Raw genomic sequence first — 22,721 nt, 5'->3', positions numbered from 1 at the left:
CATGGATCTCGCCAGGAGCATGGTGTTCGCCGCGACCGCGCCCGCCCGGGTCGGCCTTGCGGCTGCCGAGGCGAGCCTGAACCTTGCCACCGCGGCCGTCGGGGTGGCGAAGCGATCACTCGGCGAGAGCGGGCAAACCCGCACCAACGCGGTGACCTCGATGTTGGGGCTCGACGACGCGATCAACCGTGCCAATCGGCTGGCCAGGATGATGGACGACGACGCACCGCTGGGACGCGCAATGGCGGCCGACGGGCCGCTCGACCGGCTCTTGCGTCCGGGCGGCGTGGTCGACCTGCTGATGTCGGACGGCGGCCTGGTCGATCGGCTGACCGCGGAGGGCGGCGGCCTGCACCGGGCGCTGCAGCCGGGCGGGCTGGCCGATCAGCTGCTGTCCGAGGACGGGCTGATCGAACGGGTGCTGTCCGAGGATGGGCTGGCGGACCGCCTGCTGTCCGACGGCGGGCTGATCGACAAACTGACGGCCAAACACGGTCCGCTGGACCAGCTTGCCGACGTCGCAGACACGCTCGCGCGATTGACTCCCGGCATGGAGGCGCTCGAGCCGGCCATCGCCACGCTGCAGGACGCCGTCAACGCGCTCACCATGGTCGTCAACCCGCTGAGCAACATCGCCGATCGGATCCCGCTGCCGGGCCGGCGACCCGGGCGCCGCACGGTGTCGCGTCCGGTGCCCTCCCAGCGGATCATCGAGAGCGACTCCTGAACGGCTAAGCTTGCAGCCGATTTACCCGGCCTCCTTAGCTCAGTGGTAGAGCACTCGCCTTGTAAGCGAAAGGTCGTCAGTTCAATCCTGACAGGAGGCTCCGCGCTGGGTGATCCGGTTTACGGATGGCCCGGGAGGTTTTCCAGACCACCCGCAATGCCGTGTAGATCGTCCTGAATGCCCTGCAGCTTTCCTTCGATGGCCTGCAGATCCGAGAGAGTGTTCTGGTAGGCCGGCTGCACCTCGTCTGCCATCGAAGGCCGAGACTGCGGGCAGTACGAGATGATCGCGCCCGCGGTGACATCGGCGCTTTGGTTGGCGTCCCATATCGAAGATCGCTGCACGAATCCGACCGCATCCGCGAAATTGCGTTGGCGCGCTAGGAAATCGCAGACCGCGTGCCCCTGGGCCACCACGTATTCCTGGCTGGGAACCGGTACGCCTTCATGCTTCAACGCCTCGATGAACGCCATGTCGACGACGTCAGCCCGCGGCCCGGGCGCTTTGGGCGCGACCGGCTGGGGCGGCGGGGCCGACGGCGAGGCTTCCGTCGGTTGCGCTTCCACCGACTGCGCCGATGAATCGTGGTGGCGCAACGCAAGCATCACCACCACCGCGGCGACCAGGGCTACCAGAGATAGCGGCAGCGCTGCGACAAGGCCAAAGCGGCGCACCGCGCCCTTGCGTCGGCGCGGTGGCGCTTTTTCGGTTTTGGTCTCGCGAGGGGTCTCGCGCAACCAGGCGTCCGGGATGTAGTCGAACTCCCCCGCAACCGGGGCGGGGGACGGGATCCCGGCGCTATGGGCCAGCAGCTCGTCGAGCAGCTCGTCGGCCTCTCGGGATGAGGGCTGGGCGCCCTGCGCAGCGATCCGCCGTAATTCTGACTCGATGGTCTCGCGGTCGCGCATATCAACCAGTTTGCGAGCGTCACGACGTTGTGACAAGTCCGGGCCGACACCGTGCGCAACGCGGTAAGGCGCCGACGCGCGATGTCCGTCGTCCCCTCGCGGCTCCAACGTTCCCGACCGTTGACCAGCCGACCGATGAATCGTCACGCGTCCAGGTATCGGAACACATACGGACATCTCCCGACGGATGGATCCACACCGACACCGGGGGCGCCCACTCACTGCCAGCAGCAACAAAGGAGTTCACGATCATGGTCACCATCTCGGACAAAGCGGTGCTGATTACCGGGGGCAACCGCGGTATCGGACGCGCCCTCGTCGACGAAGCCCTGGACCGGGGCGCCAGTCGGGTATACGTCGGATCACGAAAGCCGTTGGCCAACTTTGACTCTCGTGTCACACCACTAGCGCTGGACATCACCGAACCGGCGCAGATACGGCAGTCGGTCACACAAGTGGATGCCGTCGATATCCTGATCAATAACGCGGGTGTGGCGCTGTACGACGACCTGAGCGACCGATCCGCACTTGAACAACACTTGGCCGTAAACCTTTTCGGCACCTACGCGGTAATCAACGCGTACCTGCCTCTCCTGGCACGCCACGGCGGCTCGATCGTCAACAACCTTTCGCTCAACGCCCTGGCGCCATTACCGATCATCCCGGCGTACTCCGTGTCCAAGGCCGCGGCGTTCTCACTGACGCAGTCGCTGCGTTTCACCTTGGCGCCACAGGGGATCCGCGTGCATGCCGTACTCACCGGCCCGGTGGATACCGATATGACACGAGGCCTCGAAATACCCAAAGCCTCACCGCAATCGGTAGCGCAAGGGATCTTCGACGGGCTGGAAAACGACGAGGACGAGATATTTCCCGACGCCCTCTCGCAGTCCTTGGCGGGAACGTGGCGCACGGGCCCAGCCAAGGTACTCGAGAATCAATATTCAGCGCTGCTCGCCCGCGCCTAGCCATTCAAAGGCCAAGTGCGACAACCCATCAACCCAATGTCGGCAAATGGTGATCGACTCTTAGACGGGACTGCGTTCAGCTACCCGGGAAGATGGAAGTCCACACAGTGACAACACAGTAAATTCTCGGTAAACGCGCCTACGTTCGGCGGTCATGAAGAAATTGTTGTGCCAAATGTCGCTGATGATTCCGCTCGTTGGAATTGGCGCGCTGCCGGGCGCGATCGCCACGGCAAGCGCCGATCAGGTGACCTTCTCGCCCGACTGGCCGAACCACAGAAATCAGACGGAAAAGACGATATGCGCAGCACTGGCACAGGGGCGGTCACGACGTCAGATCGTCAGCACCGCGGAAAGGGCGAACAATTACGACCTGACCGGGTTGGCTAACGATGCGGCCGCCGAGCGCGCCGACGCATACATCGATGCGGCTCGCTATGAGGATTGCCCGACCCTCAACGCGAACTGACCCTATTCGCGCGTTTGGCGATCTGACCACGAGCCCTGGCCGGGTTTACCCGCACGGCGCGTCGGGTAATTCCACATTCAACGCATCTGACTGGGTCGAGCCGATGACCATCGGCGCCGCACCGCGGAAAGAAGGATTGTTCGTGGCCGCCAAGCACCGACTGACGAGACCGGGCAGGCGGCTCCGAGTTGTCGCGTGTGGCGCTGCTCCCGTCTCCATTTTGTGCGCTGTGAGCTTCGCCGCACTTACGGTCGACACCGAAAAGCCAACGGCACCCGGCCATGTGACGGCCGCAACACCACCCGCGTCGGTCCCGGTGAGTCAGGAGGGAGTCCTGATCGCGGTGTCGGCGGATTCGGTAACCGCGCGAAGCGCCAGCGGGTACACCCAGACCTATTTGCTCACCCCGGATACCACCGTAATCACCGGCAACGACGGCAAAATCCTGACTGTCACTTCACATTTCACTGTCAATGATGCTGTGGACATTGTCGGGACCGTCCAGGGCGGTAGGGCACTCGCGACCAGCCTGGCTCATCGCAATATCGGGCACGGCGATGGTCCACCAATGGATGCCATTGTAGGCCAATAGATTAGCGACTCGTGAGCAAAGCGTCACAGTCGGATTAATGGATATTATCAAGGGGTAAACCACTTTTCAAGAAGCGCTCTATGAGCGTCGCCCGCCCGAAAGGTGGATCCCCCCGATGACAGCGCCTTACCCGATAGATGTACTGCTCGTCGAAGATGACCCCGGCGATGAACTGATCACGCGAGAAGCGTTCGAGCACCACAAGATCGCCAACAAGCTCCATGTCGCCCGTGACGGCGCCGAGGGATTGGACTTCCTCTACCGCCGTGGGGAATTCTGCGACGCACCACGACCCGATCTCATCTTGCTGGATCTCAATCTGCCGAAGTTTGACGGCCGCCACATCTTGCAGACCGTCAAATCAGACCCCGACCTGCAGGACATCCCGGTCGTAGTGCTCACCACATCGTCGCTCCAAGAGGACATCTTGCGTAGCTACAACCTGCATGCGAATGCCTACGTCACCAAGCCGGTCGACCTCGACCGTTACCTGGCCGCCATCAGAAAAATCGACGACTTCTTCGTCCAGGTCGTGCGGCTGCCCCCACGGCGCTGACCTTGCGATTCGCGCAGGTCTCGGCGCGGCTATGGATCTGTGGCGGAAGCGATGCGCGGCCCTGGTTTTTTCCAGAATCGACGGGGTATGCGATGGCTTATGAGCGTTGAGGACCCCGCAGTTTCCGCCGAGCCGGCGCAGTTGAGTTGTACGGGTGCGGCCGACGCCGTGACCGCGTGCACGTTACGCCGTACGCTCCAAAGCTGGCTCCGGGAGCTTCCGCAGGCGTCACCAGAGGTCAGCGGGGACGTCATTCTCGGCGTCAACGAAGCACTCGCCAACTGCGTCGAACACGCCTACCACGCTCGGGACGCCGTCGGCACCATGCGACTTCAGGCCGGTTATGACCCTGCGGCGCAGACGATCAGGGTGTGCGTCAGCGATCGTGGCAGTTGGCATCGGCGCTCGTCGCGCCAACCCCACGACCCTCGCGCTTCTCGCGGCATCATGTTGATGCACGCCTTGGCAGACCACTGCACCATCAGCACTGACCCCGACGGCACTACCGTGTGCCTGGATTATTTTGCAGCCCAGAGACATTGAGCTAGCTTCGTTAAAGCTGTTAGCTTCCAAAGGATTTACTCGTTGCGCGCGGGCGGTGGCCGCCTCGATCCCGGCGACCGAGGCGGCCGTCGTGTAATCAGATGCCCGGCGGTCGCGGCGCTCCGGGCGGCGGCGGTCCAAACGGAGCGCCGGGAGGCGGACCCCCAATCGGCCCACCCGGCCCCGGGGGACCGAATGGCCCACCCGGCCCGGGCGGCGGCGGTCCAGGTTGACCAGGGCCCGGCGGTTGCGGGAAGGGATCCGCTCCGGCCACCGCGCCACCGATGCCCGTCGCGGCGATACCGAGAGCACCCGCTAATAGCGAGCCAGCGATTAAGTTCCTTATCTTCATCCTCGACCTCTCATATCTGTTCGTCGGTTGATTCCCGCAATGCGCGCCCTGTGGCGGCGGTCGTGCCGGCGGCGCCCGCAGACGAGACCGCCAAAGTGCGCATGGCGTCAACGGCCCTGGCCGGATGGCGGGGGCGGCGGCCCACCAAGAGCCGGTTGGTGCGCACCCGGCGATGGTTCGGGATTCCAGGCTCCGGGGGGTGGTGGCGGCAGCTGCCCCGGCGGCGGCGGCGCGAGGGCCGGTCTGGGCAGCGGGGCCGGCGCTCCCCAACCACCGGCCGGGCCGGCCCATCCTTGCGGCGGTGGCATGGGAGCACCGCACCCGCCCGGCGCGAAGCCGCACGGCGGTGGCGCCGGCATGGGAAACGGCCCTGGCGACATCGGGCCCGCCAAGAGAATCGGCAGGAACAGGGCCGTCAGTATCGCGCCGAAAATGAACCCGGTCGCGCCGACTCCGACCGCGACGCCGACGGGGTGCCGCCGCACGAAGGCCGGCCCACCCGGCGGGCTCAACTGATCGGCAGGGACCGCGATCGGCGCCCGCTGGAATTCCCCGCTCGCCTCATCAGGTCTGGTCCGTGGTGGTTGCTCGTCAACCATGTGTCCTCCAAATGTGTGAACTGCTGCGATGCCGGCGACGCTAGGAAGCGAATCTGGCCCGAACCTGAAGACATCGACCCGAGGCGTGATTTCTTCATGTTGGTTTCAGAAACCTGTTGAGAATGAAGAGATGAGCCATCGCTTCGACTCCGGTCGAGCGCCGCGGCCGGCTGGTAGACCCCGCTCCGGCACCGCCGCGGCGCGAGTACTGGTCGTCGAGGACTCGGAGGCAATCCGCGAAATGGTCAGCGAGGCGTTGACCGACGCCGGGTATTTCACCGCGATGCGGCCCGATGGCGCAGAGCTGGAGGACGTGCTCGACGGCTTTCGGCCAGACCTAGTGGTGCTGGACGTGATGATGCCGGGACGCGACGGCTTCACGTTGATCGACGTCATCCGCGATTGGGGCCACGCCGGGATCGTGTTGCTCACCGCGCGCGACGGACTGCCCGACCGGTTGCGCGGTCTCGACGGCGGCGCGGACGACTATGTCGTCAAACCCTTCGAGCTGGCCGAGTTGATCTCCCGGGTGGGCGCCGTGCTACGCCGACGGGGCCGCCTTCCGGCGGTCGTCCAGTGTGGCGACCTGACGTTGGACCTCGACGCGGCGGTGGCCACGCGTGCGGGAACCGCGATGGATCTCACCGGCACCGAACTCCGGCTGCTTGGCTTCCTGGTGGAGCAACGGGGGCGCATCGTCAGCACCGGGCAGATCCTGACCGCGCTGTGGGGCTACGACGCTTACGACGCAAACCTGGTGCATGTTCACATCAGCGGGTTGCGCCGGAAATTGGAAGCCCACGGACCGCGCATCCTGCATACCGTGCGCGGCATCGGTTATCGCCTGCAACCAGCGCGGCCATGAACGACGACTCCGCGCCGGTATCGCGGACCCCGACCCCGTCGTTGCGCCGACGGGTTGCCGTGCTTGTCCTCGGCGTGCTCACGGTGCTCCTGGTGGTGCTGGGTGTGACGATTGACGCGCTGCTGGGCATCCAGGCCCATCGTGATCTGCATGACCGGCTGATGGCCACCGCTGCGCGCGCCGATGCGCTGGCCGCCGGCAACACCCCGCCCGACCAGCTGGTGGCGCAGCTCGGCGGCGGCGGGATCCGCGTCTTGCTGGTGGCCGCGGACGGAAGCAGCTACGGGGACCCCACCATCTCGCCCGACACGGTCGACGGGCCCACTGTCCCTCCTCCGCTGCCACCGCCACCACCGGGCTGGCAACTTCCACCACCGCCGCCCGGATGGGGTCCTGCACCGCATCCGGGCGCGGTCTTCCCCTTCCCACCGCCCGGACCACCGCCGGACGCCACAGCGACGGTCGTGGTGCACCCGTTGGCGTCGGGCGGGCGAGTGATCCTGGTAGCGGACACCACCCAAACCACCGCGCTGATTCGGCGCTTGCGTGAAGTGATGATCGCCGGCGGCGTGATCACTCTTGTGGTGGCCGGTATCTTGCTGATCGTCGTCACCCGCACCGCCCTGCGGCCGCTGGACCGGCTCACCACCCTCGCCCGATCCATCACTACCGGCGATCGCGGGCGGCGACTGTTGCCAGACCGTGCGAACACCGAATTAGGCCGAGCCGCAGCAGCTTTCGACGGCATGCTGGACGCGTTGGAAGCTTCCGAACAGCGCACCCGCCAGTTCTTGGCCGATGCGGCCCATGAACTGCGCACTCCGATCACCGGTATCCGGGCCACCGCCGAGCAGATCTTGGGGGCCACCGTGCAAGAGGAAGACGACGCGCCAGCCAACAGCCAATACCGCCGCGCGACACTATTACTCACCGAATCCCGGCGGGCCGGTCGGCTGGTCGCCGACATGCTCGACCTGAGTCGCATCGACGCCGGCCTGATCCTGGAGCTCGCCGACACCGACCTCGTCGCAATCGCCGAAGCCGAACGTGAACGAGCGGCCGTGCTCTCCCCCGATCTCACCGTGAGCCGTACCGGTGACCCCATCGCGCCCATTCACGCCGACCGCACCCGAGTCACCCAGATCGTGTCGAATCTCGTCGACAACGCCCGCCGGCACACCCCGGCCGGCGGCCACATCGTGCTCGATGTGCGCGAGGCCAATCATTCGGGATTGCGCTGTGCCGAGCTGACGGTCACCGACTCGGGACCGGGAATCCCGGACGCTGACCGCGAACGAATCTTCGACCGCCTTGTCCGACTTGACTCTTCGCGCAACCGGGACCACGGTGGCGCCGGGCTCGGCCTGCCCATCGCGCGCGCACTGGCGCGTGCTCACCACGGCGAGCTGACCTGCCTGTCCAACGACGGAGGGGCACGGTTTCGGCTCCTGCTGCCGCTACGCGTCGTCGCGCCATAAGCACCCCCGCATACCGATGGTCAAGCGACAGCTAGTCAGTAGACATCGCGCAGGTAGCGATGGTTCTTCATGAGGTCGTTGACGTAGGCGTGTGCGGCGCCGTCGCCCATCCCGCCGCAGCTGCCCACAATTCCACGTAGTGCCTCGTCGACGTCCTTGGCCATTCGCTCGGCGTCGCCGCACACATAGACATACGCACCGTCCTGCAACCAGCCGAAGATGTCCGCTGCATTCTCCCACATACGTTGCCGGACATACTGTTTCGATTCGCCGGCCACCCCATCGCGAGAGAATGCCAAGTCGAGTCGGGTCAGCGTGCCCGACCGGAGGAAGGCAGCCAGCTCGTCGTCGTAGAGGAAGTCGCAGTGACGCCGCCGGTCTCCGAAGAACAGCCATGATCGCCCGGACGCGCCGAGAGCTTGTCGCTCTTGCAGGAAACCACGGAACGGCGCGATGCCGGTGCCCGGGCCGATCATGATGATGGGCACGTCGGCCGCAGGCAAACGGAAGGAGTGGTTGGGTCGCAGGTGTACGCGTACGGTGTCACCGCGGTCCGCCAGGAACGTCGAGGCGACGCCGCCATGCCGGCGATCGCCGACCGTGTAACGAACCGTCGCCACTGTGAGGTGCACGTGGTCGGGATGTACCAGCGGGCTCGACGCGATCGAGTAGTCGCGCGGCTGGAGGAGACGCAGGGTGTCGACGACCTCGTCGACAGTCAGCTCGCCCAGCCGGATCAGGTCGAGCACGTCCTTGCCGTACCACCAAGAGCCCTGCCCCGCAACGGCTTCGGTATCCAGCTCGCTGGCGGCGGCGTCGCGTGTGCGGGCGGCGACCAACGTCTGCAGCGATCGCGACGGTGTCCGTATCTCGAGGTGCTCGGTGAGCAGCTCGCCGAGCCGCTCGTCGTAGCCGATGACGGCGTGGTCGGCACCCACGCCTAACTCGCTCAGGATCGCTGCAACAAGGATCGGATCATTGCTGGCATGGACTGCAATGGAATCGCCGGCGGTGTAATCGATTCCGGAACCGGAAAGGTCGACCTCGTAATGCCGGACCTCTTTGTCGGACTCGGCAGTGGTGAGCAGTCGGTTGACCACGACGCGCGCGTCGAACAGCGGATGGCTGCGATCGCGCCGTAATTGTTCAACGCTGTCGGACGGGCGAGGCTCCGGCGCGCCAACGGCAACCGCGGGCACAGGATCGGTGCGACCGGCCAACAGCAGCTTGACGAGATCGTTGGTCCACGCCTCAGCCTCCTGCACATAGACGCCGTCGACGTCGACGCGGTCCATCAGACGGATTCCGCCCAGGGCTTCCAGTCGCTCATCGAGGAGCCGCCCGGCGTTGCAGAACTGCTCGTATCCGGTGTCACCGAGGGCAAGTACCGCGAACCGCACATGATCCAGCCGCCCGGCGCCCTCGGCGCTGATCGCCTCCCAGAACAAGGAGGCGTTGTCCGGAAACTCGCCCTCGCCCCACGTCGAGCACACGACGACGAAGTGGGTCGCCGATTGCAGGTCGGCCGGCTCGACCTGGTTCAATTCGACGGCGCTGGCGCTGAGGCCCAGCGACTCCTCGACCGCTTCGGCGAACGTCATGGCGGCGTCTTCGGCATTGCCCATGTCACTGCCGTAGCCGACAACGAGCGAGAACTCTGGTTGAGAAGTCATGAATCGCTCCCATTGTCGTCGCGCGTGATACCCACTCCTTGTAAGCTTAGGCTTACCTTATTTTTCCGCTGCGCGATACGCAACAACCCTGACCGCGACGCTCGCGTTCAGCGAACGGCAGGACTAGCTCTTGTCGCGCTTGCGGGAGAGGAACGCCCGCATGTGCTGCTGCGGCTCCCCTGTCAGAAAGGCCATACCGAACTGCTCGACGCTGTCTTCGATCGCCCCGTGGAGGGTCATCTCGAACCATTTGTTGAGCAGGCGCTTTTGCTGACGGACCGCGGATGTGCCGAACCCGCTGAGTTTCGTGGTGAGTTCGGCGATGCGGTGGTCGAGCTCGTCGGCGGCGACCACCTCGTGGACGAGTCCCCACCCGAGCGCCGTCGCGGCGTCGATCGTCTCGCCGGTCAGCAACAACCAGCCCGCATGCGAGGCCCCGATCAGCGCGGGCAGCAAGGCCGAATGGATGACGGAGGGGATGCCGACGGCCACTTCCGGCATGCCGAATTTGGCCCCCGGCGCCGCGATCCGCAGATCGCAGCAGATCGCGACTTCCAGGCCGCCGCCGAGACACCAGCCCGCGAGTCGGGCGATGACCGGCACCGGGCATTCGCGAATCGCCTCGCACAAGCCCGCGAGCCGACGGATGAAAATCTCGCCGGTGGACCGATCCAGCTCGACCATCTCGTTGATGTCGGCGCCACCGATGAACGCCTGCTCGCCCGCCCCGCGCAGCACCACGACCCTGACGTCGCTGTCGTGGCTGATGGCCCGGAACGCCCGGGTCAGTTCGTCGATGGCCGCGCTACCCAAGATGTTGAGCGGCTTGGAGTTGATCAGCTCGACGGTGACCAGGCCGCCATCGCGGCCCAGCCTGGCGAATCGTCGCTCCAACTAAGGGTTTTCGGTGTGCTTAGTAAAGCGGGACCCACACACCGAAGAACCAGTAACCCCAACCGCCGAACTGCCAGTTGAAGACCGGTACGACGGTAAAGGTGTTGTAGGCAAACGGCGAGAAGTTGCTGCGCGCATACACCACATCACGCGGCGGCCCGACCCACGGACGGTTCCAGCCACCAGGAGGCGGTGGGCCGTCCCAGCCACCCGCAGGCGGCGGGCCGTACCAGTGTGGTGGCGGGTGACCCGGAGGCGGGCCGTCGTTCCAGCCCCAGCCCCGCGGCGGCGGTGGCGGCGGTGCCCCATGGCCGACGACGCTGAAGCCGACAGATGAGTCCATCGGTCCGCCGATCTCGGCGGAGGCCGTCAGGTAGGTGCCGCGCGGCTGATACGGCTCGTGCGGCGGTTGGGTGCTCGGGGCCACCACGGTCCGAGTGGGTCGCTGTCCGGACGGCGAGGTGGTTTGGCTGCCCGCCGGCGTCGTGGTTTGAGCGCTCGGCGCCGTAGTGGTCTGTTCGGCGGGCGTCGTGGTTTGGCTGGTCGGCGCAGTCGTGGTCTGTTGGGCCGGCGTGGTCGTTTGGCTGGCCGGCGGGCTCGTGGTCTGCGTGGCCGGTGCGGTCGTGCTCGGGGTGGTTTGCGGCGCGGTGGTCTGCGGACTCGGCTGCTCAGTGGTCTGCGGCGCGGCAGTGGTCTGCGGCGCAGCGGTGGTCTGCGGAGCAGCCGTAGTCGCGGGCGCGGCAGTGGTCGCGGGCGCCGCGGTGGTAGCCGGCGGGGCGGTGGTTTCCGGCGCCTGCGGGCTACGCGGTCCGCCGGGTCCGCCGGGCCCACCCTGGCAGCTGCCATTCGGGCACGGCGGTGGGTCGAGTGGGAAGGCACTCGCGAATCCCGGGTTCAATGCGGAGATGCTGAGTCCCGCCGCGAGCGCCACCGCGCTGACACGCTTTTTCGACATAGCTGCGTCCCCTCTGGGCCCCTTCGGCCCCGACGATGTCTCGTTGGCCCGCGCTACGGGCAGGTCACGTCCATCTCAAAAGGCTTGGTTAGCGTCTGCGGCTGTTCCGGATTGGTCATATCGGTACCGGTTGCAGTGCCCTTGATCGCGTAGTACTTGCCGTCCACCGCGGCCCCGGCATTGCTGGCCTGGTTCGGCGCGGCATCGGAATAGCCGAACGCGATGCCGTTGACGTTGCCCAACCCGACCGCATGGACGATGGGCGGGTTGGCGTTGCTGATGACCGCGCCCACGCCGGCGGAAGCGTCACCGATGCCGATGTTGATGTTGTCGCCGGCCGGCGTGCACGTGACCTGGCCAGAGACGTTCTGCTTCTGGCCGTCCACGATGACCTGGGGGCCGGCCGGTGCTGCCGCCGTGCCCGATGCGCCGGTGTTGGACTTGTTGCTCGAACAGCCGACACAGCTTGCGACCACCATGGCGACGCCGGCCGCGCCGATCACGATCTCACGTTTCACCGACCACTCCCTTGTGTTGCTGGTGCCGCTAACCCCACGTTGCCTCTGTCAACACCCAGGGACCCTACCGGGCGGCGCGGGTCCGTATTCAAGATGCCGGAGCGGCTAGTACCCCATACCGAGCGCGCCGAAACCCGGGACTCGTCAGGGCAGAATGCGGATTCCCCACTTGCCCAACAGCGGCTGCACGAGGGTGAAGTAGGTGGTGTTGTCGTCCCCCTCCGGCGAGGACATCAAGATACCCACCGCACTTACGGTCCCATCGTCGTTCTTCACGTAGCCGGGACTACCGCTGTCGCCACCCAGGCTGTACACGCCGGCTTCGACCACATCGCCGTTGATCGCGGTGATGGTTCCGCAGGTCTCTCCGGTGACCGCACCCAACTTGCAGAACGGTGTACCTACCTTAAGTTCGTTGCTGCTCAACACATCTCGGATAGTTAGTCCACCGACACCACCGGTTGGCACGCCCACAGCGGGGTTGAGGCGGATGATGGCGGCGTCGCGCTTGTCGCCCTCTTTCTCGCTGACGGTGATCGCCCCCAGCGGGATGCTCGGGCCATAGGTCCATACCGAACCGTCGTGCGCGTCGCAGTGGCCGCTGGTCAGCAAGTAATAGCTGCCGTCATTGCCTTGCGCGGCGAAACCCGCTGTGCACCTGCTGCTTTCGTCCTCAAGCTGCACACCCGGCATCGGCGGCTCCTCTGCCGCAGCCTTATTCGCAAACACCGTCGCCGCCACCATCATGGCAGCGAACAAACCCAACCCCCGCAACCGCGCTATAGCCACGCCGCTCTCCTCTTGTCGGGCCAGGATGCTACCAGCCCGATACGGCTTGCTCCTGGTCAGAGCCGCGAGGACGCCGACGGGGTCGCTCGCAATGGCCCAGGTGCGGCTGGCAAATGGCCGGACGTTATCCGACGTCAACGTGGCGGGACAGGAAATCCAGGACAGCTCCGGCGAAAACGTCGTTGCGGTCGCCGGCGACCATGTGCCCCGCACCGTGCACATCGGTGAACTCGACCTCGGGAAAGCGGGCGAGAAATTCGTCGGCGCGCTCCTGGCTGACCAGATCGCTCACTTGGCCACGAACCAGCAGCATGGGCACACCACTGCGCAGGATCGCCTCGACGGCGGCGTGCATGCGATCGGCATCGGTTACCTCGAATGGCGGGAAAGCCGCAGTGCCACTGATGAATTGGGGATCCCAATGCCAATACCAACGATCCCCGCGGCGGCGCAGATTGGTGGTCAGCCCCTCGAGGTCCGTCGGCCTTGGCCGGTGCGGGTTGTATTCGGCGATCGCGTCGGCGACTTCTTCCAATGAGGCGAACCCGGATTCCACCCGGTCGGCCATGAAGTTGTGAATGCGATTCGCCCCGGACTGCTCCATGTTGGGCACGATGTCGACGAGAACGATGGCGCTGGCGATGCCGGGCGAGATCTCCCCGGCCAGCAGCATCGAGGTGAACCCGCCCAGCGAGGCGCCCACCAATACGGGTTTCGGCGGCAGCCCCCGCAGCACCTCTTGGACGTCGGCGGCAAAGCTGACGACGCGGTAGTCGCCTTCGCTGGACCAGTCGGACTCGCCGTGGCCCCGCAAATCGATCGTGACGGCTTGCCAGCCGCGCTTGGCGACCGCGGCAGCCGCGCGGCCCCAGGAGCGACGGGTCTGTCCGCCGCCGTGCAAGAACACCACGGCCCGGGAAAGCGGCTCGCCCTGGCGATCGGCGACGATACGAACGCCGCCTATCCCTGAGGTGGAGAACTGTTCAGGCGCCGTCGTCATCAGGAGATCGTAAGACCACCCCGATCAGTCGTTGCCGCCTGGGGAATCGTGTTCGCCGCGAAAGAACTTGGCGAGCCGCTGTGCGATCCGCCCCACCGGGCCTCCCGATCGCCGTGCTTGCTTAATGCGATCGTGCGTTTGCTTGCCTTTGCGGGCGTAATCGTTGACTGATTCGTCGCCTTCTTCAGCGCGCATCCGTATCCTCCGTTCCATATCCTGTTCGGGCCTTGGGTCCTCTGACGCTGACGCTGCCGGTACCCGCGGATCCGACATGTTCACTCCCCGAGCGAATTCAACGTTGCCTACCCACCCGGACCGGTGTCTCAAAACGGTGCGCGGTCACGCGTCGTCAGCAAATGCGCGATACGTTGCAAGCCAAGTATTTACCGCACGTCAGCGTTTGCCGGCAACACTCGCAAGCTTCACCCGCGCTGCTACCTAATACTTGTTCAGCGTGGCATCGTGCGAATCGCGCTGCCGCTGATCGGTGTTCGGCTTAGCCCTCAGGACACCTGCTCCTTGTGGGCCTTGATCGGAGCACTACTCGGCGGCAGCTTGAGCAGATTGCCACGCAGACTGCCCCGAGCGGTGCGGACCGCCACCAACAACCAGGTGAAGAGCAGACCGGCGTAGGCGATCGCCGCGGCCACCTTGAAGGCCGGCAGATGCGTGTGCGCGGCAAGCTGCGAAGTCCCGGTCACGAAGGTGCCGACCGGGAACGTCAGGCTCCACCACGTCAGGGCGAACGGCATCCCGCGGCGCAGGGTGCGCACGGTGAGCGCGGTGGCCAGCGCGATCCACAACACCGCGAAGCCCCACACCGGAACCCCATACAGGATCGCGAACGCGTTCAGGTCCTCGGCCACGTCGTGGTCGATGGAGCCGTGCAACGCGGCCGTCCCGAGAAGTCCTGCGGCCGTGATGGATTGACCAAGCGGACCCAACACGATCCACAGCGTCGGCACTCGCGCGGTGCCCGAGGTGCCATACAGCACCAGTCGGCTCCAGATCATCGCGATGATGTTGAAAGAGGCCAGCAACGACAACCCGAACATCGCGTAACAGAAATAGAGCATGGTCTGACGGCCGGTGCCCGCGGCGATGTGCGGCAACAGCATCGCACCCATCGCCGCGGTCACCATGGGCGGAACCACGGGCATCAGCCAGCCGCCGAAGGCGGCATCGGGTTCGACGTCGTGCTGGGTGAACATCAGAAACGGGATGCTGACCGCCGTGAACAGACCGCCGAGGGTTCCCGCGGTCCACAGCACCCAGTCCAGGTCGACGGCGACGCGCGCGCCGATCAGGTCCCTGCCGACCACCAGCGCTCCCCCGCCGACGGTCATCAGCGCCATCGGCGCGGCGCCGTAGAAATGGGCCATCTGCGGATTGCGAGCGTGACCGCGCGCCACCGTGGGGTGACGCAGCCAATGACTACCCACCAAGACAATCAGCGCCACCAGCAAGACCGCGGCGATGACCCACACCGCCTCCGCGAACGTGCGCAGACCCACCACGTGAAACGGCAGCGTCGCACCACCGATAGCAACAATGCCCGTTCCCATTACCGAGGCAAACCAGTTGGGGCCGATATTGCCGAGCACCTCGACCCGGGCATGCGACGACGATGGGTTGTCAGACGTTGCACTCGTCATAGCTGACAGACCCTACTTCCCCGGCATCAGGCGATGTTGCGCTTACACTCCATCGGTGACGTATTCCGTGCAAACGAGGCACACCGTGAACAAAGCCCCAGTCTTGATCGGAATCATCGTCATGCTGGTAATCGGTGTACTCGCGTTGCCCACCAAGCAACGGTGCGGGGCGCCGGGCCTGACCTGTGCCACCGCTTTGGATAAGCATGGCTACGTTCACTTTTACTACGAAGTCGAACCGCTCGGCGTATACCTCGCAGAGATAGTCACCGGGTCGAATATCCGGGTGTTCTACCATTCGGGCGAGGACCTCGAAAAAGTTCGCTAACTTTGGGCCACAACAGCTTTCGTTATCCGTGGCAAACCTGCAACGCATAGGCCATCGGTTCGCCGCGCCGCGCGTCGAGCTGAGACGAAACCGTGAGCGCAGGGCTCACGAAGTCCTTCTGGATACCGAATTTCGTTAGGTTCAGCGTCATCTCGACGGTGTCGGGTGCCGTCCTTCTGGCGTGCGTGCCAAGATCCGTACTGATGTCGGCACCGTCGGATCGGATGTTGCTGATCGCCAAGTCGTCGCTGCCCGGCCGCTGGGTCAGCACGGCGAACGGGGTGCCGTTGTTGGCGACGCGGTAGGTCAATTGGTAGCTCGGCGCCGCCGGCAGTGGTTGGGCGAAGTGCACCACGAGCTGCAGGACGTCGGCCCGGGGATGGGTGACCCCGACGGAGTCCACGACGAGCGCGGGCGGCGGTCTGGTCACCGACTGCATCTGGCAGATAAGTCGGTCCGGCAGATGCGACCAATCGTCCCGTGAAGGCCGCACCCAGTTGTAAAAGCCGACGATCACGACGGACACCAACAGAGTCAGGGGTATTACCGTCCGAAGACCCGGTGGGACCCTCTGCCAGCCCTGCCGTAGGCCGCGTTGCGGCGCCTGGGCATCGAGATTGCCCGGGTGTCGGTCTCCGTCCGATGACGAGTCGGAATCGATCTCGTCGGCCATGTTCTCCTCCTGAGACCGGTCCGCGACGGTTGCGGACCCTAAGCTCGGGGCATCCTAGCCAAAACCTGCTGGTAGCGCGAAGATCGCAGACGGCGATTCGGGCGTTTCGCCAGCGTGAGAAGCACCACAGTGAGCCGCTGGGAGTGGTCAAAAATTGGGGGCTTCACAGCCAGCTACCGCATACTTGACCTCATGCTTTTCCCCTTATCACCGCAAACCGCTGATGCGGTGTCCAGTGGTGTCCGGGTGAAGGGTCAAGGTTTCTGATGGCACGTTCCGGCGGAGCACATCGCCGCCATCGAGCAGTTCGTCAACCCTCACCGCTACGCAGAGGGGTGACGCGGGCGTTCATGACACTGGTGTCCACCGCGGCGGTGCTGATGACCGGCGCCGGCTACTACGTGGCGCACGGGGCGCTGGGCGGCATCACCGTTTCGCAGGCGCTGAGTCCCGACGATCCGCGATCCAGCGGTGACAACATGAACATCCTGCTGATCGGTCTGGACTCGCGCAAAGACCAAGACGGCAACGACCTGCCCAATTCGATCCTCAAGCAGCTGCACGCGGGCGATTCAGATGACGGCGGTTACAACACCAACACGCTGATCCTCGTGCACGTCAGCTCCGACAATAAAGTGGTCGCCTTCTCGATCCCCCGCGACGACTGGGTGCCGTTCAACGGCGTGCCCGGGTACAACCACATCAAGATCAAGGAGGCCTACGGCCTCACCAAGCAGTACGTCGCTCAAAAGCTGGCCAACCAGGGTGTGAGCCAGAAAGAGCTGGAGACCAAGGGCCGCGAAGCCGCCCGGGCAGCGACATTGCGCGCGGTCCGCAACCTGACCGGGGTTCCAATCGACTACTTCGCCGAGGTCAACCTGGCGGGCTTCTACGACCTGGCGCAAAGCTTGGGCGGCGTGAACGTCTGCCTCAACCACGCCGTCTACGACTCCTACTCCGGCGCCGACTTCCCCGCCGGGCCGCAACGGCTGGATGCCTCCGAGGCGCTGGCCTTCGTCCGGCAACGCCATGGCCTGGACAACGGCGACCTGGACCGTACCCACCGCCAGCAAGCCTTCATTTCGTCGGTCATGCGAGAGCTTCAGGATTCCGGCACCTTCACCAACCTGGACAAGATGAAGAGCCTGATGGCCGTGGCACGCAAAGACGTCGTGCTGTCGGCCGGCTGGGACGAGGACATGTTCCGCCGCATCGGCGAAATCGCCGGCAGCGCAGCGGCGAACCAGGTGGTATTCCGGACGCTGCCGGTGGTCCGGTACGACAACATCGGCGGCCAGGACGTGAACATCGTCGACCCGGTCGCGATCAAGGCCGAGGTCGCCTCGGCGATCGGCGGCGACATCTCGACAAGCTCGTCCCCGACGACGGCCGCCAAACCCAATCCGTCGACCGTCGTCGACGTGGTCAACGCCAGCAGCACAAGCGGTCTCGCCAGCCAGGTGTCGCGCGCGCTGAAGAAGTACGGCTACACCGCGGGCACGGTCCGCGACCGCAACTGGTTCGACCCGAGCAAGACGTCCATCCAGTACGGCGCCGGCGCCGAGGTCGATGCGCAGAACCTCGCGAACCTGCTCAGCCTGGACGCCCCCAAGCAGCCCGACGCCAGCCTCGAACCCGGGCACGTCCGGGTGACTGTGGATACCAGCTTTACGATGCCGACGCCGGACGAATCGATGGACGATTCGTACTCGTCCTCGTCCTCGTCCTCGTCCACCACGACGTCGAGCAAGAGCAGCTGGAATTACGGCTACGGCACCAGCACCTACCCGACACCCGATCGGGGCAAGCCGATCGACGGGGGCGGCGTGCCCTGCGTTAACTAGCGGCGATCGCAGGCCCGTCTCAGGCGTGCGTGCCGCCGTCCATCCGAATTTCAGTGCCCGTGATCCAAGCTCCGTCGTCGGACACCAGCATCGCGATCACGCCGGCCACCGCCTCAGGTCCTGCCATCCCCGCGCCGCTGGATTCCGTCGTGGTCGGCAGGATCGGCATCAGCCGGGGGAACAGCGACCAATCGGCGTCTTTCGGGATGTATCCGCCGGTGGCATCGGTGATTCCGGACTTGATGCTGCCCGGCGCGACGCACGCCGCACGCAGACCGTCCTTCGCATATTCGAGTGCCAAGGCATGGGTGAAGGCCTGGATTCCGCCCTTGCTCGCGGCGTAGGCCGCCATGTAGGGGTGGGCGAACGACGCCGATGTCGAGCTGAAGTTCACGATCGCGCTGCGCGAATTCGCCAGTAGTGCCGGCAGCGCTTCGCGGACCACGAGGAAGGTGCCGGTCAGGTTGACGGCGATGATCTGATTCCACTGGTCCAGGGTGGTCTGGTGGGTGTGCCAGGCCCGCAGGATGCCCGCCGCGTTGACCAGCGAATCCAAGCCGCCGAGTTTCTCGACCGTCAAGCGCACGCCGTCGATGACCGAGTCCTCATTACCGACATCGATCGGGATGGTGGTGAGCCGCTGCGCTGTCCCTGCCCCCTGCGCGCCGGCCTGGGTGTTGCTGAGACCGTCGGCCGAAATGTCGGCGGCCACAACGCTGGCGCCCTCGCTGAGCAACCGCAACGCGGTGGCCTGGCCGATCCCCGATCCGGCGCCCGTCACCAGGATCCGCTTGCTCTCGAGCCTGTTCATCTGCTTCTCCTAGACCACTCCGCGCAGCGCATCCTCGCCGAACATCTGCACCATCATCGAGGAGTAGTCCGGGCCGCGGCGCAGGATGTGGCCGCCGTCGACGTTGATGCACTGTCCGGTAATCCAGTTCGCCGCGTCGCTGAGCAAGAACAAGGCCAGGTTGGCGACGTCCTCGACCTCGCCCACCCGGGGCAACGGCGTGCACAACGCGTAGTCGCCGCTGATCTCCGGGGACTGAATGACGCTGGCATCAACAAGATCCGTGCGAATCAGGCCCGGGCGGATGCTGTTGACCCGCACCCAGGACGGCCCGAGTTCGTCGGCGGCCAACATCATCATGTGGTCGATCGCCGACTTGGTGACGCCGTAGGGTCCGAACCATCGGTGGGTGTTGCTGGCCGCGATCGACGAGATTCCGACGAACGAGCCGCCGCCGCCCCGCACCAATTCACGGCACACGTGCTTGAGCACGTACATGGTGCCGTTGACGTTGAGGTCGACGGTGTTTCGCCATGCCTCCGAGTCGGTGTGGGTGATCGGCCCGATGGTCAGCGAGCCACCCGCGCAGTGCACCGCGCCGTCGAGCCGGCCGTGCCAGGCCGTCGCGGCGTCCACCGCGCGGGTCACCTCGTCCTCGTCGGTGACGTCGGCCGGCTCGTAACGGATCGCACCGCCGTTACCGGCGCTGTCTGCCAGCGCCTGGACCTCCTCGACGGCGCCCGCCAAACGGTCGGCATTGCGGCCGACGATCATGACCGAAGCCCCGGCCGCGGCCAGCCCGGCGGCAACGCCCTTACCGATTCCACTGCCGCCACCGGTGATCACATACGTCCGGTCTTCGAAAGATAGCTGCACGAGTGCCCTCTCAAACTGGAACAGGTTCTAGCTATAGAAGCATGCAGCACCCGCGGCGAATATCGCTACCCCGGGTCTCGTTAGGCGGAACACCGATGTGCCCGATCGACTATCGCCCCGACTGGGGCGCCGGCCACTACGGCTGGTCGCGGCGAGCGAGCTTCGTCGGCTTCGCGTCACGCCAATCCTCGACGTGCGGCGGCTGGCCGACCGGCCACCTGTTCTCGTTGAACGCAGCCCAGTGCGCGTGGCCCAGCAGATGGACGTGGAACGCGTGGCGCAGCGCCTCGGTATAGCCCATCGCGTCGGAGGCGGCGTTAACCGAATCCTTGATCAGCAGCGACGCCATCGTGGGCCGCTCGGCGATACGCCGCGCGAATTCCAGTGTCTTTTCCGATAATTCGTCGACCGGGAAGACCTTGGAAACCATACCCAGTCGGTGCGCTTCATCGGCGTCAATCGAATCACCGGTCAGCAGCAGCTCTTTGGCCTTACGCGGTCCGAATTCCCAAGGGTGTGCATAATATTCGACACCCGGCATGCCAAGCCGCACGGCAACGACGTCGCTGAACTTCGCGTTGTCGGCCGCGACGATCAGATCGCACGCCCAGATCAGCATCAGGCCCGCCGAGATGGCGTTGCCCTGTACCTGGGCAATGGTGATCTTGCGCAAATCACGCCAACGGCAAGTGTTTTCGAAGAAATAGTGCCACTCCTGGTGGTACAGCTTCTCCATGATCGGCTCGAGCGTGGCCCCGCGAGACCGGAAGCTCGGGTGCTGCCCGGGCCCGGGTGCGCGCTCGGCCAGTGCCTGCTCGGAGCCCAAGTCGTGGCCGGCGGAGAAGTTCCTGCCGCGCGCCGCCAGGATCACCACGCGCACGGTGTCATCGGCCTCCGCGCGGCCGAACGCCTCGTCGAGCTGGACCAGCAGGCCACGGCTCTGCGCGTTGTGGGCCTCGGGCCGGTTGAGCCAGATTCGCGCGATGCGGCCATCGTCGAGGGTCTCGTAGGCCACCAGCTCGTTGGCGCTGGAGTTGGACGCAGCGGCGTCGGCGTGCTCGGAGACTGTCATTGCGCCCACCTCGTTCGTCGTTGAATGCAGTTACACATTACGGCGAGTATGTAAGCAGCTCCGCGCCGGGTTGGTCGTCACCGGCCGAGCTGCGGCCAGCCGAGTTACGGCTGGTCGAGTGCGGCCGCCAGGAGGGCGGCGGCGGATTTGAGCAAGCCCAGCGAGCGGGCCAGCTCAGCGTTCTCTTGCTTCAACTGATCGAGTTCGGTCGCCTGGTCGGTGGCCACGGCGCCCTCGCGGCGGGTCCGCTCGTGCACCGTCTCGGTCAGCGTGTTGCCGAGCGTGTCGGTGACCGCCCGGATCGCCATCCGCTCCATGTCATGGCGTCCGTGCACCGCCGCGACCGCACGCGTCTCCTCGAGGCGCCCGGCCCCGTTGACGGCGACCGGCGGTACCGCTCGCAATTGCTGGCGCGCCATCTGGCCGGCGCCAGGCTCTGCACCCGAGGCGACCGCCTGGGGCTGCTCCAGCAGATGGTGCAGCTCGGCTTCGTGCTGTTCGATCTCCGATTCCCGCTCGGCAAGCCGTGCTTCGTGCTGCTCGAGCTCGGCTTCCTGCTGGCGAAGCTCCGAATCCCACTGGTTGAGCTCGGCTTCCCGGCGGCGAAGTTCGGATTCCCGCTGGGCGAGCTGCGCCTCGTGCTGCGCGACTTCCGCCTCGTGCTGGGCGAATTGCGCCTCGCGCTGCGCAACCTGGGCTTCCCGATAGCGAAGCTGGGCGACCTGCTGGGGAAGCGGCGTTGCCCGGTGGGCGAGTTGGGACTCCTGGTGGCGAATTTGTTCTCCGTGCTTGCGGATTTCCAGTTCTTGGCGGCGGACCTCGGACTCGTGCTCGTGCAGCATGGCTTCCCGCTGGGCCAGCTCGGCTTCCCGCTTCTTGAGCCCCCCATCCCGGTTGCGCAGCTCGGCGTTGCGGTGACGTAGCTCGGCGTCCTCTTCGATGTGGCGGATCAGCTCTTGCTCAACCAGGTCGATGAACAGGTCTACTTCTTGCTCGCTGTAGCCACGTTTTCCAATGCGCGCCCTGGAGAACGCGACATTGTGAACATCGGCCGGCGTGAGAGCCATTGTTCTTCTCCCGAAGTCTTAGACGTCAACGCAACGCCAAAACGCGGCGCACTGCGGCTTAGGATAATGCCTTCGTCGCGATGACATCCTGGTTTGCCTTTGAACAACTGGACATCAGTCAGTAGACAGACAGCTGCGGCCGTAAGCAGGCTACCGCGAAACGAACCATCGGCACCACCGTCTGGGCGCGTCTTTCCACGTCGCACCAGTGATCGTGCCGAACGCGACCCCCTACAGGCGTTACCCGACCGTCAATGGGGACCGGCGCGGATCCCACCCGGATCGCCGGCGCCCGAGCCGCCGCAAACGTTCGCCAGGACACCCCGCGCAATCATCACCCGGAATCCGCCGAATGCGAATCTTCCGATTTAAATCGGCGCCTTTGCTCGGCGCTTGGGCACGACCCCCGCGACCGCATCTCGCCCCGACGAAAATTCGGCATTTGTTAACGACTGCAGTTCTTTGCATGAACAAATGGCCGCGCGAGGGTTTCGACCCGGGGCGCGGTACGGGCAAACCCGCTCCCGCGG

Annotated in this window: 25 protein-coding genes and 1 tRNA gene; 11 read left to right on the top strand and 15 right to left on the bottom strand. The window is 65.5% G+C overall.

The features are described 5' to 3' along the window. Window position 1 precedes the first annotated feature (1 nt). Entirely contained in the window at window positions 2–727 is a 726-nt protein-coding gene (locus tag SKC41_RS10615) for a hypothetical protein (RefSeq protein ID WP_330977590.1), read from the top strand. Between the two features lie 28 nt (window positions 728–755). Next, window positions 756–827 (top strand) — tRNA-Thr (locus SKC41_RS10610). A 19-nt stretch (window positions 828–846) separates the two neighbouring features. Here SKC41_RS10610 and SKC41_RS10605 read toward each other — a convergent pair. Next, entirely contained in the window at window positions 847–1,635 is a 789-nt protein-coding gene (locus SKC41_RS10605) for a DUF732 domain-containing protein (RefSeq protein WP_330977589.1), read from the bottom strand. Window positions 1,636–1,886: 251 nt separating this feature from the next. On the opposite strand from SKC41_RS10605, the gene SKC41_RS10600 reads away from it, so the two are divergent. The 5 genes from SKC41_RS10600 to SKC41_RS10580 all read left to right on the top strand — a co-directional run bounded on the left by SKC41_RS10600 (window position 1,887) and on the right by SKC41_RS10580 (window position 4,763). Next, window positions 1,887–2,603 (top strand): SDR family NAD(P)-dependent oxidoreductase, encoded by a 717-nt coding sequence (locus SKC41_RS10600; RefSeq protein WP_330977588.1) that lies wholly within the window; start codon window positions 1,887–1,889, stop codon window positions 2,601–2,603. Between the two features lie 154 nt (window positions 2,604–2,757). Then, the gene (locus tag SKC41_RS10595; protein ID WP_330977587.1) at window positions 2,758–3,072 is read left to right on the top strand and encodes a hypothetical protein; all 315 of its coding nucleotides are present in this window, start codon (window positions 2,758–2,760) and stop codon (window positions 3,070–3,072) included. Window positions 3,073–3,175: 103 nt separating this feature from the next. Further along, complete coding sequence (locus SKC41_RS10590) at window positions 3,176–3,664, top strand: hypothetical protein (protein ID WP_330977586.1); 489 nt, start codon at window positions 3,176–3,178, stop codon at window positions 3,662–3,664. Window positions 3,665–3,779: 115 nt separating this feature from the next. Further along, window positions 3,780–4,220, top strand: a complete 441-nt coding sequence (locus SKC41_RS10585; protein WP_330977585.1) for a response regulator — start codon at window positions 3,780–3,782, stop codon at window positions 4,218–4,220. A 99-nt stretch (window positions 4,221–4,319) separates the two neighbouring features. Continuing rightward, window positions 4,320–4,763 carry an ATP-binding protein gene (locus SKC41_RS10580; protein ID WP_330977584.1) on the top strand — a complete coding sequence of 148 codons (444 nt, stop codon included), beginning with the start codon at window positions 4,320–4,322 and terminating at the stop codon, window positions 4,761–4,763. 459 nt (window positions 4,764–5,222) lie between these two features. Here SKC41_RS10580 and SKC41_RS10575 read toward each other — a convergent pair whose 3' ends face one another. Further along, window positions 5,223–5,714, bottom strand: coding sequence for a hypothetical protein (locus SKC41_RS10575; protein ID WP_330977583.1), 492 nt, complete (start codon window positions 5,712–5,714; stop codon window positions 5,223–5,225). Between the two features lie 130 nt (window positions 5,715–5,844). On the opposite strand from SKC41_RS10575, the gene SKC41_RS10570 reads away from it, so the two are divergent. Further along, complete coding sequence (locus SKC41_RS10570; RefSeq protein ID WP_330977582.1) at window positions 5,845–6,579, top strand: response regulator transcription factor; 735 nt, start codon at window positions 5,845–5,847, stop codon at window positions 6,577–6,579. After that, window positions 6,576–8,057, top strand: coding sequence for a sensor histidine kinase (locus SKC41_RS10565; RefSeq protein WP_330977581.1), 1,482 nt, complete (start codon window positions 6,576–6,578; stop codon window positions 8,055–8,057). The genes SKC41_RS10570 and SKC41_RS10565 overlap by 4 nt, the downstream gene beginning before the upstream one ends. Before the next feature lie 35 nt (window positions 8,058–8,092). On the opposite strand, the gene SKC41_RS10560 is transcribed toward SKC41_RS10565, so the two are convergent. The 8 genes from SKC41_RS10560 to SKC41_RS10525 form a co-directional block, all read right to left on the bottom strand. Beyond that, window positions 8,093–9,730: a diflavin oxidoreductase gene (locus SKC41_RS10560; RefSeq protein ID WP_330977580.1), complete on the bottom strand. Its 1,638-nt coding sequence runs from the start codon at window positions 9,728–9,730 to the stop codon at window positions 8,093–8,095. Window positions 9,731–9,853: 123 nt separating this feature from the next. Continuing rightward, window positions 9,854–10,624 carry an enoyl-CoA hydratase gene (locus tag SKC41_RS10555; protein WP_330977579.1) on the bottom strand — a complete coding sequence of 257 codons (771 nt, stop codon included), beginning with the start codon at window positions 10,622–10,624 and terminating at the stop codon, window positions 9,854–9,856. A gap of 19 nt (window positions 10,625–10,643) precedes the next feature. Beyond that, on the bottom strand, window positions 10,644–11,579 hold the full coding sequence (locus SKC41_RS10550; protein WP_330977578.1) for an MAP_0585 family protein: 936 nt from the start codon (window positions 11,577–11,579) through the stop codon (window positions 10,644–10,646). A gap of 53 nt (window positions 11,580–11,632) precedes the next feature. After that, complete coding sequence (locus SKC41_RS10545; protein ID WP_330977577.1) at window positions 11,633–12,097, bottom strand: lipoprotein LpqH; 465 nt, start codon at window positions 12,095–12,097, stop codon at window positions 11,633–11,635. 144 nt (window positions 12,098–12,241) lie between these two features. After that, window positions 12,242–12,886, bottom strand: a complete 645-nt coding sequence (locus SKC41_RS10540) for a S1 family peptidase (protein WP_330977576.1) — start codon at window positions 12,884–12,886, stop codon at window positions 12,242–12,244. A 124-nt stretch (window positions 12,887–13,010) separates the two neighbouring features. Further along, the gene (locus tag SKC41_RS10535) at window positions 13,011–13,886 is read right to left on the bottom strand and encodes an alpha/beta fold hydrolase (protein WP_330977575.1); all 876 of its coding nucleotides are present in this window, start codon (window positions 13,884–13,886) and stop codon (window positions 13,011–13,013) included. A 24-nt stretch (window positions 13,887–13,910) separates the two neighbouring features. Continuing rightward, entirely contained in the window at window positions 13,911–14,081 is a 171-nt protein-coding gene (locus SKC41_RS10530) for a hypothetical protein (protein WP_330977574.1), read from the bottom strand. A 308-nt stretch (window positions 14,082–14,389) separates the two neighbouring features. Continuing rightward, window positions 14,390–15,541, bottom strand: coding sequence for a TDT family transporter (locus tag SKC41_RS10525; protein WP_330977573.1), 1,152 nt, complete (start codon window positions 15,539–15,541; stop codon window positions 14,390–14,392). A gap of 121 nt (window positions 15,542–15,662) precedes the next feature. Here SKC41_RS10525 and SKC41_RS10520 point away from each other — a divergent pair, with 121 nt between their 5' ends. Beyond that, complete coding sequence (locus tag SKC41_RS10520) at window positions 15,663–15,869, top strand: hypothetical protein (RefSeq protein WP_442931677.1); 207 nt, start codon at window positions 15,663–15,665, stop codon at window positions 15,867–15,869. A gap of 22 nt (window positions 15,870–15,891) precedes the next feature. Here SKC41_RS10520 and SKC41_RS10515 read toward each other — a convergent pair whose 3' ends face one another. Further along, the gene (locus SKC41_RS10515; RefSeq protein ID WP_330977571.1) at window positions 15,892–16,542 is read right to left on the bottom strand and encodes a DUF2510 domain-containing protein; all 651 of its coding nucleotides are present in this window, start codon (window positions 16,540–16,542) and stop codon (window positions 15,892–15,894) included. Window positions 16,543–16,808: 266 nt separating this feature from the next. On the opposite strand from SKC41_RS10515, the gene SKC41_RS10510 reads away from it, so the two are divergent. Beyond that, window positions 16,809–18,386 (top strand): LCP family protein, encoded by a 1,578-nt coding sequence (locus SKC41_RS10510; protein WP_330977570.1) that lies wholly within the window; start codon window positions 16,809–16,811, stop codon window positions 18,384–18,386. A gap of 19 nt (window positions 18,387–18,405) precedes the next feature. Here the strand turns inward: SKC41_RS10510 and SKC41_RS10505 are convergent, their stop codons facing one another. From SKC41_RS10505 to SKC41_RS10490, 4 genes are all read right to left on the bottom strand, one after another. Further along, entirely contained in the window at window positions 18,406–19,197 is a 792-nt protein-coding gene (locus SKC41_RS10505) for an SDR family NAD(P)-dependent oxidoreductase (RefSeq protein WP_330977569.1), read from the bottom strand. A 9-nt stretch (window positions 19,198–19,206) separates the two neighbouring features. Further along, window positions 19,207–20,052: an SDR family oxidoreductase gene (locus SKC41_RS10500; protein WP_330977568.1), complete on the bottom strand. Its 846-nt coding sequence runs from the start codon at window positions 20,050–20,052 to the stop codon at window positions 19,207–19,209. A gap of 136 nt (window positions 20,053–20,188) precedes the next feature. Beyond that, window positions 20,189–21,124 carry an enoyl-CoA hydratase gene (locus SKC41_RS10495; RefSeq protein ID WP_330977567.1) on the bottom strand — a complete coding sequence of 312 codons (936 nt, stop codon included), beginning with the start codon at window positions 21,122–21,124 and terminating at the stop codon, window positions 20,189–20,191. Between the two features lie 104 nt (window positions 21,125–21,228). After that, window positions 21,229–22,191 carry a DivIVA domain-containing protein gene (locus SKC41_RS10490; protein ID WP_330977566.1) on the bottom strand — a complete coding sequence of 321 codons (963 nt, stop codon included), beginning with the start codon at window positions 22,189–22,191 and terminating at the stop codon, window positions 21,229–21,231. Window positions 22,192–22,721: the final 530 nt, after the last annotated feature.

It is taken from the genome of Mycobacterium sp. 050128 (assembly GCF_036409155.1).
In the GTDB taxonomy this organism is placed as follows: Bacteria; Actinomycetota; Actinomycetes; order Mycobacteriales; family Mycobacteriaceae; genus Mycobacterium.
Note: the sequence above shows the minus strand (reverse complement) of the source record. Positions and strands in the feature narration are given on the sequence as shown.

What these genes read in the sequence shown, in the direction of transcription:
- SKC41_RS10615 (WP_330977590.1), top strand. Translation starts at nt 2, where the DNA reads ATGGATCTCGCCAGGAGCATGGTGTTCGCCGCGACCGCGCCCGCCCGG.
- SKC41_RS10605 (WP_330977589.1), bottom strand. Translation starts at nt 1,635, where the DNA reads ATGCGCGACCGCGAGACCATCGAGTCAGAATTACGGCGGATCGCTGCG.
- SKC41_RS10600 (WP_330977588.1), top strand. Translation starts at nt 1,887, where the DNA reads ATGGTCACCATCTCGGACAAAGCGGTGCTGATTACCGGGGGCAACCGC.
- SKC41_RS10595 (WP_330977587.1), top strand. Translation starts at nt 2,758, where the DNA reads ATGAAGAAATTGTTGTGCCAAATGTCGCTGATGATTCCGCTCGTTGGA.
- SKC41_RS10590 (WP_330977586.1), top strand. Translation starts at nt 3,176, where the DNA reads ATGACCATCGGCGCCGCACCGCGGAAAGAAGGATTGTTCGTGGCCGCC.
- SKC41_RS10585 (WP_330977585.1), top strand. Translation starts at nt 3,780, where the DNA reads ATGACAGCGCCTTACCCGATAGATGTACTGCTCGTCGAAGATGACCCC.
- SKC41_RS10580 (WP_330977584.1), top strand. Translation starts at nt 4,320, where the DNA reads ATGAGCGTTGAGGACCCCGCAGTTTCCGCCGAGCCGGCGCAGTTGAGT.
- SKC41_RS10575 (WP_330977583.1), bottom strand. Translation starts at nt 5,714, where the DNA reads ATGGTTGACGAGCAACCACCACGGACCAGACCTGATGAGGCGAGCGGG.
- SKC41_RS10570 (WP_330977582.1), top strand. Translation starts at nt 5,845, where the DNA reads ATGAGCCATCGCTTCGACTCCGGTCGAGCGCCGCGGCCGGCTGGTAGA.
- SKC41_RS10565 (WP_330977581.1), top strand. Translation starts at nt 6,576, where the DNA reads ATGAACGACGACTCCGCGCCGGTATCGCGGACCCCGACCCCGTCGTTG.
- SKC41_RS10560 (WP_330977580.1), bottom strand. Translation starts at nt 9,730, where the DNA reads ATGACTTCTCAACCAGAGTTCTCGCTCGTTGTCGGCTACGGCAGTGAC.
- SKC41_RS10550 (WP_330977578.1), bottom strand. Translation starts at nt 11,579, where the DNA reads ATGTCGAAAAAGCGTGTCAGCGCGGTGGCGCTCGCGGCGGGACTCAGC.
- SKC41_RS10535 (WP_330977575.1), bottom strand. Translation starts at nt 13,886, where the DNA reads ATGACGACGGCGCCTGAACAGTTCTCCACCTCAGGGATAGGCGGCGTT.
- SKC41_RS10530 (WP_330977574.1), bottom strand. Translation starts at nt 14,081, where the DNA reads ATGCGCGCTGAAGAAGGCGACGAATCAGTCAACGATTACGCCCGCAAA.
- SKC41_RS10525 (WP_330977573.1), bottom strand. Translation starts at nt 15,541, where the DNA reads ATGACGAGTGCAACGTCTGACAACCCATCGTCGTCGCATGCCCGGGTC.
- SKC41_RS10520 (WP_442931677.1), top strand. Translation starts at nt 15,663, where the DNA reads ATGCTGGTAATCGGTGTACTCGCGTTGCCCACCAAGCAACGGTGCGGG.
- SKC41_RS10515 (WP_330977571.1), bottom strand. Translation starts at nt 16,542, where the DNA reads ATGGCCGACGAGATCGATTCCGACTCGTCATCGGACGGAGACCGACAC.
- SKC41_RS10510 (WP_330977570.1), top strand. Translation starts at nt 16,809, where the DNA reads ATGGCACGTTCCGGCGGAGCACATCGCCGCCATCGAGCAGTTCGTCAA.
- SKC41_RS10505 (WP_330977569.1), bottom strand. Translation starts at nt 19,197, where the DNA reads ATGAACAGGCTCGAGAGCAAGCGGATCCTGGTGACGGGCGCCGGATCG.
- SKC41_RS10495 (WP_330977567.1), bottom strand. Translation starts at nt 21,124, where the DNA reads ATGACAGTCTCCGAGCACGCCGACGCCGCTGCGTCCAACTCCAGCGCC.
- SKC41_RS10490 (WP_330977566.1), bottom strand. Translation starts at nt 22,191, where the DNA reads ATGGCTCTCACGCCGGCCGATGTTCACAATGTCGCGTTCTCCAGGGCG.